Genomic DNA, 12,919 nt, shown 5'->3' with positions numbered 1-12,919 from the left:
ATGCTAGAGCAGGAAGTGAGCCATGAACAGGACGGCCGTTGCTCCGACGGTCCAACTCGGTACTTGAAACAGTGACGAACGTACCGTGGCTTCACAGTCCGAACACCACGCATAGTGCTCGTCGATGACCGATTCGCACTTCAGCGGTTTCTTGCATTTGCCGCAATAGCAAGCGGATAGTAGTGGTAGCTTTTCGATGGTAAAACTTTCTGCGAGAGATTTGAGTTGCATCAGGTTTCTCCTAAATGACGCTGAAGTTTCGGGGCCATTTGAAATCTAGGTTGCGATTGTCTATGGTGCGCTAAGATTCTGAAAATATTGGTGGTTAGAAGGAGAGTTCTTCAACCGGCCGCCCTCTCTCCCTGTCAGACTGCCCCCGGCACGCCCCCCTTCATAGTGAGTGAACGGCAAAGTGAGTGGAATCCGTACTTGCAGTCGTTACCAACGCACCCCGAACCTGCAGTCACGCGAACATAGAACATCTCCCTGAACATTCAGGGCTTGGCGGTTTCCTGTTTTGCCGGAAGCTGGAAAATCCTCAATTTGAGCCCCCCAGGTCTGGGCCCGCCCCAGGATTTCATCCGTATTGCCGAGTAAGATTCGGCGGCGGGAATTCACCATTGCTGGGGACACGTGCTCTGTCCCCAGCACTCTTTCTTTCAACGCATCGCTCCTGGGGAGGTGTGTGAAGAGGATTTGACGGAAAGATGGAGACGGAAAGATGGAGAAGATCGCTCTGCGCTAGAACTTTGGGGGGGCGGTCTCGCCTCCCGCTTTTTCGCGATGCTATTCTGGGCGTTCGACAGTGGACGGTGGAGGCGGCAAGCGTGTATTGCTGGCGTTTCGTGCACTGTCCCCAGGTCATTGCTTGTCCCCAGGTCACTCCCAAGTTCTACATATCTTTCCGTCTTCATTTTTCTGTCTCTCTGACTGCCAGGATGGACGGCGGGTATTCGATGGAAGTGTTAAGCATGCATTGGTGGGGAGGCGTGGTCTGTCCCCGTGCAGCTGTCCCCGTGCAGCTGGGAATGTTGGGGGCCGCCTTGCGGGACGGGGAAGCAGTCGGAAAGTACAATAGGGAGGGGCTGGTGGTTCGTGAACTCGCGGGGAGTCGTGCGATGGCTATGCAGAGAGGGCAAAGACTGGGATGGCTGTTGGGAGTGGGGTTGATAGCTGTCGGAGGAGCGTTGGTCTACCGCCACTATTTCTTGGCTCGACCGGTAGCGAGCGGACCAGCGGGACCACCCGTGGCGATGGCGCCGTTCGCTGAGCCCTGGACGGAGCGCGCGGTCATCTGCCTAGGAATCGGCGATAGCATTACTGCTGGTTTGGGAGCCGCGTCCAAGCAACACGGCTGCTTTGCTCGGCTGATTGAGAACCCCGACGACGAGTATGCGGATATGCAGGGGCGAAGTCTGTCGGGTGTACTCCCCAATCTCAGGCAGCGGAATATTGCTGTTTCGGGCTCCACTTCAATTCAGCACCATGACTATATTGCGGAGCGGCTCAAGCCCTTTGACGAATCGGTGTTCGGATTGGTCGTGATGACGACTGGAGGTAACGACATCATCCACAACTATGGGCGGACTCCACCGCGCGAGGGAGCGATGTATGGTGCTACTCTGGAACAAGCCAGACCTTGGATCGCCAATTTTGAATTGCGATTGCACGCAATGGTCGATGCCATTGAATTGCTATTTCCGGGCGGTTGTGAAATCTATTTGGCCAATATCTACGACCCGACTGACAGTGTGGGGGATGCTCCCAGTATTTTTCTGCCGACGTGGAGCGAGGGGTTGGCGGTCCACGCTGCCTACAACCGAGTGCTAGCAAAGGTGGCTGCGGAAAGGGATAGCGTCTATCCAGTACCGCTCTACGAATCGTTTTTAGGACATGGTTCGCATTGCAAACAATTCTGGCGGGAGCATTACGATGCAAGCGATCCGACCTACTGGTTCTATTCGAACGTTGAGGATCCGAACGATCGGGGGCATGATGTGGTGCGCCGTGTGTTCCTGAATGCGATTTTGGAGCACTCGATCTTGAAGCACAGTGTGCTGTGAGCGATTTGCGACAGGATTCCCTATTTTAACTTGCTGTGCTCGTTGGTATTCCCTAAGCTCTCGCCCAGAATATTGAAAAAAACAGATTGCTTTTGCCCCTTGGGTTCAAGAGCAGCACGCGCGTCACGAAAATGTCATGGAAGGCAGCCTGATGACAACATCCCCTCGTTCAAAACCTATGCCGGCGCGGCCAACGATCTCGGTTCTGAGCAAGCGGCGGGCTGTGTGGACCGGCTGCCTCGTAGGAGTGCTCAGCATCCTAATATGTAGCTCAGGTTGTCGTACTTCCTGGCGAAAACCAGCTGGAAACGAACCTAGTTTCGAGCGATTGCTCGATGTGGAGCGGGCTCAGCAAGGGATTCCGGCGGGGAGTCGATCGTCGGTTTCAAGCAGGCTACGGTCTACTCAGCCTCCTTCGAATCATGCTCAGCGCGCCTTCTCTGAAGCAGAATCGGCTTCCGAGGATTCAAGCTACGGTGGCGAGGACTATGCGAATCGGGAGTCCGCGAAGCCGGCTTGGATGCAAGAGGAAGATGCGCTGCTTGAGCGGCAGTTGGTCGCTGCAGAGCGTCTCGCTATGTCTCGTTCGGAATCTTCCAGTGGCGCGTCAGCGGCACGGCGGAAAATCAGTGATAGCGAGTTCACCGACAACGAGTCCACCCAGACCGAACCTGGATTGAATGCAAGGCCTAACGCACGGGATGAAGCAGTCGCTTACTCGATGAGCGATCGGTCGGACGAAGTCCTTCCCGCCGTGGTATCGGAAGACGCAAAGCGGATTGCCCGCCGCGAGCTCGAAGCTCGGTTGGTTGCCAAGCGAGGCGACTACTCCGCCGAGAGCTCCGTGCCGGTGGTAGAACCAGCCGCGACCGATGCGTCGAGTTGGGTCCAATTGGCATCTGCCGTCCGTCCGCCGGCTAGCGACGAGGCACCGCCCGAGCACTCGGTGCAACCCGCCGTGGTTCGTCGGTCCGACATCGAACCGCTGGCTGGCCCGCCGGCTTCGGAGCTTGATTGGCAAGACCATCTCCGCGAGGCGATTACGAAGCTGGAGGCAGCGACTGCAGCGGCCACGAACCCAGAGAAGCAAATCCAACTCGCTCAGACGCGGAGGATGTTGGATTTAAGCGTTGGTAACTTGGAGCAGGCGGCTCAGCCAGTCGAAGGCCTCGACAAGGACGCGCAGACGTTCCTGCAATACTCGTTGCAGGCGTGGCACGATCTAACGGATCCCAATGGCAATCCCGTCGCACGCAAACGCTACACTTTGGCTTTGGCCAGTCAGCGCAAGGCGCTGACGCACCTGGCTGCTGCAAGCGATTTAGAAGTGCAAAACGCAGCTTTTTGTACGGCTGTTGACAGTTTCGGTGACGTGACGAAGTTTCCTGAAAACAAGTTCACTGCCGATCAAGAAGTCTTACTGTATTGCGAAGTCGACAACTTTGTGAGCCTCCCCATTCCCAATGGATCAGGTTTCGAGACGCATCTCCAAGGAAGCTACCAGATCGTTGATTCGAATGGAGTGCGGATCGATGACCAACCCCTGCCTGCCGACCAACATGTGTGCCACAATCAGCGTCGGGATTATTTCATCGTCTATCGAATCTGGGTTCCCAAATCGGTCCAGCCCGGCAGGTACAAGCTGAAGCTAACCGTCGAAGACCTGAACGGCCACAAATTCGGACACTCGACCCTCGACTTCAGTGTGGGCAGCTAAGGTTGAATGGGCACAAGGGTTAGCCTGCGGTACCCAGCAATCGCTGCAATACATCGACGGGTAAACCCACGACATTCTCGCTGGTTCCAGAGATTAGCTGCAGCCAGGGATGCCCATCTTGGTAACCGAAGGCGCCTGATTTTCCGCACCAAGCCTCGCTATCCAGGTAGCTTTCGATCTGATCTTCGCTGAGCCGGGCCATTTCCAATTCGCTCTTCGACACCTCGACCTGCGGCTCACCGCCGGGGACTTCCAGCACGCATAACCCGCTATAGACCGCGTGCTTGCGTCCGCTGAGGAGCCGTAGCATTTCTTCCGCATGCCGTCGATCCTCGGGTTTGCCAAGCACGCGTCCCATGATATCGGCGACCGTGTCGCAAGCGATGATCGTAGCGGAGCCGGTGACTCGGCCCGCGACATCGATGGCTTTTTGATAAGCCAATCTAGCGACAAGTTCGGGGGTGGATTCGCGCGAGCAAATGCCGCATTCGGCCGTTTCACTGGGGAGCATCACTTCGAACTGGTAGCCTGCGGCAGTCATCAATTCATGACGCCTCGGTGATTGGCTGGCAAGGATGAGACGCATTGCAGGAGGATCTCTCTGGTGGCGGATTGGTATTTGGACAGCGTTCGAGTATTTATTGCGGGGCTGCGGGGCTGGGCAAGGGGTGCCGCACGCCAATCGCAGGAAGCTCCCTGGATGCTCTGCACTGGTCAGGCCCGACTGCTCTTGGGGCTACAACTCAAAAGGGGAGTTGGCCGTCGGGGCGATCATCCAGGCGGCGACGCAGCTGTTCCCAAGTGCCTTTGAGGCTATCGTACAAGCGTGGGACTTGACCAGCAGCCAGGAAAACGCGGGAGCTGACGGCGGAATGCGGGTAAAAATTGGTGATGAAATCGAAGCTGAATTCATGGGGGCCATGCCCAATCATGACGGCATTGGCATAGGCTCCACTGAGGAATTCATCGCGGATTTTAAGATCATCGTAGACTTCCTGGGCTGTAGTTTGACGGGTGCCAGCACCCAAGGGCGGTTCACGCAGCTCGTCGTCAGCCGGTTGGGAAGCGGACTCGTTCGAAGAGGTGGATTGCGGAGAGGACTCGGAGGTCGAATTGCCGGTTGGGTTGCCCAATTGCGAGGAGCCGCCGGCCGGTGCGCCGCCCGCAGCGCTGTTGGGCTCTGCGGAGGGGGGGGCGAGCTCTTCGGCGTGTGTCTCGCCTGAATCGTCGGAGGAGGAGCGTTGAGGCTGTCCCGGAACAATGCCAGCTTGCACGACTTGGGGGAGTTCCCCCCAGCGACCGCGATAGAGTTCAATGTTGCGTTGCAGGGCATCTACGAGCTGCGGCAGCACATTATGGGGCATCACGACTCGTGCAACGATTTGATGGGGCCGTCCGAGGTTCTGCACGAAATCGAGAATGAACTCCGTTTGCGCTGTCATGACAATCACACCGGTGCTGAAAGCGCCTCCCGATATGTGTTCCGGAACCCGCGCCCGGATCGGCTGTTCGGAGGGGTCGGGGCGATCTTCTGGGTGAAATGAGTTCATAATCGGATCTAGGCTAAGAGCGTTTCAAGAGCAGTGCGTTTGGGGAATCTGCGTTTTGGGAGTCTGCGTTGAGAGCATTGGCGACGGTGGTTGGTGAAAGCGACCTGCGGTCCACTGGAAGGGAGACGCCGAGCCGCAGGCTCCCGCAAATGCAGCGGGGCGTCCATTCTATACCGAATGTTCCTAGGGGGCGAACGGGTCGGGGGCTGTAGGAGTCACCTGCTTGGGGCCGCGCAAGCGAGGTGGTTCGGCCACTCGAATTAGCATGACATCGCGTGTGCTCAAAATAAGATTCAAACCAAAAATCGCCACAGCACAGATCGTGAGGATGGAGGTGTTCAGGAGCAGTGCCGGGGAGAGGCCGTTCACGGAGGCTTCCTGAATCGACCAAGGGATGTTGAAGGCTTGGTGCCAAGCGTAGTCGAAATCGCGGTAATCGTTGGAAGCATAGACGATGACTAAGGGGGAGATGTGAACCGCAATTAATACGACGAGCAGCACAGCCACGGAGCCGACCATGCGACCTGGCAAGTGCTGCGGCAGCGCGAACATGATCAGTCGATTGATCCCCAGGTAGATCGCTAAATAGCACAGCAGCAAGTGCGCCGGCAGAATGGAAGAGCCTGAGGTTAGAAACGCCGCAACGTTGTTATCGAAGTAGATTTCGAATGCGATGAGGGTGATTACCAGACTCGCGTAGAGGCAAATGATAAAAATGTACCCCAAGCCGGCGCCGGGTTGAAAGCATGTCTTGAAGACTCTGCCTGCAAAAGTCACGGGAAGGGTGCGTTGAGCTCTGGGAGAGATCACCCCATGCTCGCCAGTCATCAAAGCTCCTAGGAATAGAAACAGAAAGAATGCTCCCATGTAGAGGCTGTCGGTAGGTGTCGCAATGCGGAGGGCGGTCATCCCCAAGACGCTCCAGAACAGCGCCAGGCAGACCAGCGCTAAGATTCGCCAGCGCAGCGGCGTCGCATGGTTTTCTCCAGGGAAGTCGATGGCTGCTGCGGCGGCTCTCAAGCAGAGGGAAATGGTCGCAAAGATCAGGATTAAGGCGCCCAGGATCGCTAGCGTACCACCGCTGCCGGACTGCGAGAGAACATCTCCATAAGTCTCAAGAGTGTTCACAACAAAGCTGACCCAACTAAAAAAGATGCAAATCATAGCAATCAGAGTCACGAGGCTAATGAGGCTCTGTAGCACTCGAGTGTTGGAGATCGCAGCGAGAAGTATGGCAATGGCCGTCTCGACAACTGAAATCACCACCGTGGCACCCAGGAGCAGTAAAATGGACCAAAGTGAAACGCCACGCAGCAGATAGGTCAGGACAATGCAGGGGGCCAAGGCAGACAGATAGAGCATCGTCTGCACCAGCGCCGAAGCCATTTTTCCATAGACAATCTGCAGCGCCGACAGCGCGGAGATCTTGAGCAATTCGAAGGTGCTGTGCTCCATTTCTGCCGATAGTGAACGGTAGGCGCTGAAGGGAACGATGATCAACAGCGGTAGGGCGAGGATGCAGAAGAAACCGGTTAGAAATGGTAGTCCAGCTGGCAAATAGTAGAGACGCGGAACCATGAGCGTGGTACCGATAAGCGTCCAACCTACGGCCGCAAGCAGCGTTAAACCAAAGCTGAGGGTGAATTGCCGACTCTTAAGCGATTGACGAACCTCTTTCACGACAATCGGGTTGATCGCCTCGCTGCCACGGAGCCAGTAGCGTTCCCAGCCTGGCGAGGGATCCTCGCAGATTCGATGTGAAGAGGGGGCGGGCGGAACCGGTTTTCCCTGAATTTGCGTCGGATCGTTGGCCCAGGGCAGGCTTCCTACTGGCCCGCTGCTTGGTGGCACCTCAGATGGGCTCATTGCACTGCTCCAGTAGTGATCTGCAGGAATACATCTTCCAGGGAACGGCTTTCCGTCGAGAACTCCAGTACTTGGAATTCGGCATCCACGATTGCTTTGAGCAATTGTACTTGGCGGATCGGGTCAGGTGCACCGAGTTGAAATCGGACGGTCCTGTCGCTGGCTTGAATATGCGAGACCTCGGCAACGTTTTCCAGCCAGCCCTCCAGTCGCTCACCGCCGCCCAGGAGTTGAACCAACACGTCGATATGGGGCCGCAGTTTGGCTTTGATCTCAGCCACTGAACCGCTGACAATCAATTGCCCACGCTCGATGATTCCAATGGCATCGCACATCTCTCCCAACTCCGTCAGGATATGGGAGGATACGAGCAGAGTTTTCCCATCGGCAGCTAGGCCGCGAATCATGTGTCGCAATTCGATGCGGGCGCGAGGGTCGAGTCCGTTGGCCGGTTCGTCGAGGATCAGCACGGCTGGGTCGTGAATCATAGCTCGTCCCAAGCACAGGCGTTGTCGCATGCCTTTGGAAAGGCCGCGAATCGGTTTCTCGGCGATCTTGTCGAGTCCGGTGTAGGAGAGTGTGTGACGCAGAGCTTTGGTCCGATTCCGCCCCAGAATTCCATAGGATCTCGCAAAGAAATCGAGATACTCAATGCAATTCATATCGGGATACGTGCCGAAGCTGTCGGGCATGAACCCCAGTCGCTGGCGAACCCGATCGGGATCGTTGATGACGGAGAATCCATCGACTAAAGCATCGCCGTAGCTGGGGATGTCCAGGGTGGCTAGAATCCGCATGCTGGTCGTTTTCCCAGCTCCGTTGGGACCGATGTAGCCGAAGACTTGGCCCGCAGCGACCTCGAAGGAGATGTCGTGGACGGCTTGAGTAGCTCCGAAATTGCGATAGAGTCGCCGCAGTTGGATCATCGGCTTATCTGGAGATTCGGCTACCATGGCTGCACTCCCACTACCAAGTGAAGGTTGTCTGCCGATTGTCCCTCCAGAGGCAGTTTGACAGCCGATGATTGCGTGAGCAGTGTGGCAATGCCAAAGTGTGGCAATTCAAGCTTGTCGGACATGAATTGTTGGAATGCCATTTGCAAAATATCACGGGGTGGGGGACCGCTGAAGGATCCGCTGTTGTTTCTTCTCTGCCCAAAGTTCATCAGAGAGCCACTGCCTTGGATCTCTACGGGGACTTGTTGGGCGAATGGGACGAAGAGCTTAGCGACCAACGAGCTGGCATCGATTCGGTTGGTCGCGGTGAGGGAGATTTGTTCCCCAGCCCTTAAGGATTCGGTCACGTAGTAGTCGTCGGCCGCGCCCCGTAGGATCACGATTGGCACATCATAAGCCGTCAAGTTCTCGATGGTGATGCCCGGTGCTGGCTTGGTGTTGGCGTGTGCAGCGATGGGGAATGCCGCTTGCTGGATCGGTTGCCCGACGAGCAGTTGTTGTTGCTGTCGCGGCCGCAGCCAGCCCTGCCAAAACTGTTGATCTCCCTCTTCGACTACTGTCGCAGTGACACTTGGTCGCGAATTGAAGTTAGACTGTTGAGTCTGTTGGTGGATTGGATAGACGGGGCGAGCGTAGGTTTGCCGGGGAAAGTTAAGGCCGTCCCGCGGTGGTAGGCCACTGAAATAATTTTGCCGAGACCATGCAAAGCCTTCACCGGTTGTCGGTTCAATGTACTGGACAGAAGTGATTCTCGCATGCGTGCTGAAACCTTCATGAACAATTCCGTACAGCACAATAGCTCCAGTCGCCAATGCTGAGATGACGGGTACAAAAAAGAGCATAAGACTGCGTCTGTGGAGGCGAGCGGTCAGGACTAATAAGCCTGGCCCCAGCAGTGCCCCGAACAGAACGACTGTGGCGCAAAACGTCCACACCGGGGGCTTGCCGACGGTAGTGATAAGATTCAGCCAAAACCAGCTGCCGTCGTACTCCGTGTCCGTTCCTTGAGAAGGGGATAGAGGTGATCTGTCCACCAGTAGAAAACGCATCACATGGGGTGACAGGCCCGGAACCGAATGGGTCGCGACCAGGACGATACCTCCCAGGTGGTGTTGGCGTTGAAAGCCTGGCTGCTGTAGTTGTTGGGCGAGATCTTGGGGATCCAGCTCCCGAGGGACCTGAGCTTGGTTCGGAGCTGCCTGAGTAATCGGCCACCAATTGGTACTTGTGGGGGCCGCCAATGGAACGCCGAGTAGTTGCTCAATACTGCGATGTTCCTCGACCTGATCGACCGAATGTACGAGTAAATTTCCTCCGCATGCAACGTATTGCGCAATGGCTTGGGCGGCCCGAGGTCGCTGACCCACGATTTCCTGAAGATTCTCCCCGGAAACACTCCACAAGTAGTAGGGTAGGTACTCGCGCCAGTCTTCCGCCGCATCAGCGATAGAAATCGTACGGTCCCAGGTGGTAATGGGAGGTGGCGCGCCTCGAGGGATAGCGTTGGGTAGATTGAGTGCGGAGAGTTCTGGGGAGTTGTTTTCAAGTTGCGCGTAGAACCAGATTGGATCGGAGGTCGATGTCGTGCTCTGGCTGTTGACGGACGAATCGACAATGCGAGCCACAGCTAGCCCGCTAGGTTCTCCTGTCACCAGTTTGATCGATCTACCGGCGGGGTTTGAGCGGGACGCATTCTCGATATTCCGTTGGTTCTCGAAGATCTTTACATCCCAGGTGAAACTGCCTTGAGAGGCGGTGAAGGGGAGGTGCGCTGTGACTTGAATGGAGTCTTCCGGCAGGAGGACGTGTTGCCGATACGCGGTTTCGGTGAAAGTTCCCCCCTGTGTTCTAATCGTTAGAACGAGCGTGAGGTCGCGATCCGAGCGGCTGGGGCCGCCCACGGTGGATGCGGTGCAGTGCAGTGTTCCGGCGGTCATTGAGGCCGGGATGACAAGGTGGCAGTCGATCTGCAAAACTTGTCCATTGTCTGCGGGGCGCGTCTTGAACGTATCGGTGAGCGTTGTCGTCACCGCCTGGGCAGGCAGTTGCTGAACGAGGCAGAGCGATACGAGTATTGCCGCCGCTGCCGCGAGCGGATGCCGGCGGGGTGGAGTGTGGAGCCGTGTCGTTGAGGCTGTTTTTCTGCTTGGCACGCAGGGTGGTTGTTTCATTGTGGAGTCACCGACTTGGGAGGCAAGATCTGTGCAGGGGGGCTATCATCGGCAAAGGGGTTCTGCGGAAGTGCTGCAGGACCTGTGATTGCTTTTTCCATGACTCCGAGCAGGTAGGCGAGTCCGAAGCAGAGACCTCCCAATAGAAAGAAGCACAGGACAAAGACGCCGGTGAAGGCCAGTCCCGTGGCCAGGGCTTGTCCCTGCTCGGCCGCCCGCACCACGCCCAGTGCAATAGCGACTAGAGTGGCTACAATGAAGAACCAGATCATACCCACCTTGGGCAGCCATGGTTGGGGAGAGGTGACTTCGTCGAGTTCACTGCTCATAGCATTCTGACTCATTGCAAGCGAAAGATCGAGGGTTCCGTAGGAGTTCAAAAGTGGCTGTATTGCCAAATCATTTGGGCTCCGCCGCACTCCTTGATCAACTTAGCAGAAAAGACTCCACCTCGGGGGTATTTGCTCGCTTTTCGACCTCCCCCATTCACCCCTTGCACCCGCTCCAATTCCGTAGAACTTCCCAACTCAGTAGAAAGCCAAGGCATGAATCGTCCCGCGTCTCCACTGGCACCTCGCCTAGCACCCACCCGGCGTATCGCATTTGCGGTCCGATTTCTTGCTGTGCAAGCCACGCATGGGGTGTCCTCTGTTTTGGCCAGGAGCGTTTTGGCCAGGAGCATTGCGTGGACTCCGCCAAGGACTGGAATTGGGGGCCGGCAGCAGAGCGGGCGATGGTTGGCGCTAACGTCGCTAGCGTTTGCAGTGGCATTCTGTCATTCCGCAGGCATGGCGCAAGAGGGGGCTGGAGGGCAACGTCCCGGTGCCTCCAAGTCACTGCGTGGGGAGGTGGTTGTTTCTGAGGAGGCGCAAGCGATTCATGCCCAGCACTATTTGTTTGACGGGCACAACGATCTGCCATGGCTGATTCGCACGGAGGCATCTCGGTCGTTTGAAAACTACGATATCGCTGAGGTGCAGTTGGCTGGGCATACCGACATCCCACGTCTTCGAGCGGGGGGAGTTGGGGCGCAGTATTGGTCGGTCTATGTTCCCGCCAATACCGTCGAATCTGGCATCTCTCATCAAATGACGTTGGAGCAAATCGAGATTGTTCACGCCATGCTTGCGAAGTATCCTGAGACGTTCGAATTGGCTCTAACTCGGGCAGACATCGATCGCATCCGAGCCAAGGGGAAGATCGCTTCCTTGATTGGGGTGGAGGGGGGCCATGCGATTGAGAACTCGTTGGAGAAGCTTCGCCGACTGTATGCCTTGGGAGCTCGCTACATGACGCTGACTCACAGCAAGTCGCTCGACTGGGCCGATTCCTGCACTGATGAACCTCGTAGCGGTGGGTTGAGCGAGTTTGGGAAAGAGGTCGTTCACGAAATGAACCGCTTGGGGATGTTGGTCGATCTGTCTCACGTATCGCCAGCCACCATGCAAGCCGCCATGGATGTTAGTGAAGCTCCAGTGATCTTTTCTCACTCATCGGCCCGCGGGGTGGCGGACCATGTCCGCAACGTGCCCGACGCCATCCTTAAGCAATTGCCCGCAGACGGTGGCGTTGTGATGGTTAATTTTTATTCCGGCTTCGTCGTTCCCGAATCGGCAGCTCGCTCCCTCTCCAAGTTCGAACGCTCACCGGAAACTCGCCAAAAATATGGTGACGATCAAGCGGCGATCGCCAAGGCGGCCGCTGCGTACCGTCTCGCCAATCCGCTACTGCCCGGCAGCGTCCATGATGTGGCAGACCATATCGATCGAATTGTGCAACTAGCCGGCATTGACCATGTCGGAATTGGTAGTGATTTCGATGGGATCGACGTGGTACCTCACCAGCTGGAGGATGTTTCCAAGTATCCGATGCTGACTCAAGTCCTGCTCGACCGCGGCTATTCGGAAGAAGATCTCGTGAAGATTCTGCACGGCAATATTCTACGAGTCATTGAGCAAGCTGAATTGGTTTCGCAGCGTTTGCAGGAGTCGACGAGCCGCGGGCTGCCTGAAAAACCGTAGGCGCTACGCTGTCGGGATCCGCATGTACTTCGGCAGCCTTTGAACCTTGCCGGTCCGATCGACGCAGGCGATGACGCTGGTCGCTTTCACGATGGGCTGGTCGGTTGCGGACTCGGGTGTGCCCCTTTCGCTGGCGAGCAGTCCGGCGGCCGGTTTGACGATTTCATAGGCATGCTCAATGCGGACTCCCCGCGTCCGCAGGACGCTCGTCGTTACCCTCAGCAGATCGTCAAACTCTGCAGCTCCCAGGTACCGCACGTTCATCTCGGAAACGACCAGCATGAGACCGCTGGCCTCAAAATCGCGATAGCTGTGTCCCAGCGAGCGTAGCAATTCCACTCGCCCACGCTCGAAGTAATTGAGATACTGAGCATGGTGCACTCGCCCCTGCCCATCAGTCTCATTGTAGCGGACGCGAATTTCAAGAGAATGTTCCACCTTCATGGGGAGTGTTAGCCTAGCAACGTAGAGTAAGACATGGTTTAGATTGTCCTTTAGCATGACAATATCGCTTGAGCGAAGATTCTACTAGCGTAGACTTTAATGCTAGCTCGCGTGCGAGCATGTTCGATTTT

Annotated in this window: 11 protein-coding genes; 3 read left to right on the top strand and 8 right to left on the bottom strand. The window is 56.5% G+C overall.

Annotated elements, in window-relative coordinates:
* Positions 1–3 precede the first annotated feature (3 nt).
* Entirely contained in the window at positions 4–231 is a 228-nt protein-coding gene (locus tag Q31a_RS26780; RefSeq protein WP_145085012.1) for a hypothetical protein, read from the bottom strand.
* Between the two features lie 740 nt (positions 232–971).
* Between Q31a_RS26780 and Q31a_RS26775 the strand changes: the two genes are divergently transcribed.
* Both Q31a_RS26775 and Q31a_RS26770 read left to right on the top strand, forming a co-directional pair.
* The gene (locus tag Q31a_RS26775; RefSeq protein ID WP_231690957.1) at positions 972–2,063 is read left to right on the top strand and encodes an SGNH/GDSL hydrolase family protein; all 1,092 of its coding nucleotides are present in this window, start codon (positions 972–974) and stop codon (positions 2,061–2,063) included.
* A gap of 151 nt (positions 2,064–2,214) precedes the next feature.
* On the top strand, positions 2,215–3,780 hold the full coding sequence (locus Q31a_RS26770; RefSeq protein WP_145085010.1) for a hypothetical protein: 1,566 nt from the start codon (positions 2,215–2,217) through the stop codon (positions 3,778–3,780).
* Positions 3,781–3,799: 19 nt separating this feature from the next.
* On the opposite strand, the gene Q31a_RS26765 is transcribed toward Q31a_RS26770, so the two are convergent.
* From Q31a_RS26765 to Q31a_RS26740, 6 genes are all read right to left on the bottom strand, one after another.
* Complete coding sequence (locus Q31a_RS26765; protein WP_145085008.1) at positions 3,800–4,366, bottom strand: Maf family protein; 567 nt, start codon at positions 4,364–4,366, stop codon at positions 3,800–3,802.
* A 157-nt stretch (positions 4,367–4,523) separates the two neighbouring features.
* Positions 4,524–5,330, bottom strand: a complete 807-nt coding sequence (locus Q31a_RS26760; protein WP_231690956.1) for a DUF3467 domain-containing protein — start codon at positions 5,328–5,330, stop codon at positions 4,524–4,526.
* 183 nt (positions 5,331–5,513) lie between these two features.
* On the bottom strand, positions 5,514–7,196 hold the full coding sequence (locus tag Q31a_RS26755; protein WP_145085006.1) for an ABC transporter permease: 1,683 nt from the start codon (positions 7,194–7,196) through the stop codon (positions 5,514–5,516).
* Positions 7,193–8,149 (bottom strand): ABC transporter ATP-binding protein, encoded by a 957-nt coding sequence (locus tag Q31a_RS26750; RefSeq protein WP_231690955.1) that lies wholly within the window; start codon positions 8,147–8,149, stop codon positions 7,193–7,195. Before Q31a_RS26750 ends, Q31a_RS26755 begins: the two co-directional genes overlap by 4 nt.
* Complete coding sequence (locus Q31a_RS26745) at positions 8,143–10,323, bottom strand: hypothetical protein (protein ID WP_145084987.1); 2,181 nt, start codon at positions 10,321–10,323, stop codon at positions 8,143–8,145. The genes Q31a_RS26750 and Q31a_RS26745 overlap by 7 nt, the downstream gene beginning before the upstream one ends.
* Positions 10,320–10,652 (bottom strand): hypothetical protein, encoded by a 333-nt coding sequence (locus tag Q31a_RS26740; RefSeq protein WP_145084984.1) that lies wholly within the window; start codon positions 10,650–10,652, stop codon positions 10,320–10,322. The genes Q31a_RS26745 and Q31a_RS26740 overlap by 4 nt, the downstream gene beginning before the upstream one ends.
* Positions 10,653–11,087: 435 nt before the next feature.
* Here Q31a_RS26740 and Q31a_RS26735 point away from each other — a divergent pair, with 435 nt between their 5' ends.
* On the top strand, positions 11,088–12,344 hold the full coding sequence (locus Q31a_RS26735) for a dipeptidase (RefSeq protein WP_231690954.1): 1,257 nt from the start codon (positions 11,088–11,090) through the stop codon (positions 12,342–12,344).
* Positions 12,345–12,347: 3 nt separating this feature from the next.
* Here Q31a_RS26735 and Q31a_RS26730 read toward each other — a convergent pair whose 3' ends face one another.
* Positions 12,348–12,788, bottom strand: a complete 441-nt coding sequence (locus tag Q31a_RS26730; RefSeq protein ID WP_145087666.1) for an acyl-CoA thioesterase — start codon at positions 12,786–12,788, stop codon at positions 12,348–12,350.
* Between the last annotated feature and the right edge of the window lie 131 nt (positions 12,789–12,919).

Origin of the sequence: Aureliella helgolandensis, from assembly GCF_007752135.1 — a bacterium.
Lineage (GTDB): Bacteria > Planctomycetota > Planctomycetia > Pirellulales > Pirellulaceae > Aureliella > Aureliella helgolandensis.
This window is presented reverse-complemented; position numbering and strand designations above follow the sequence as displayed.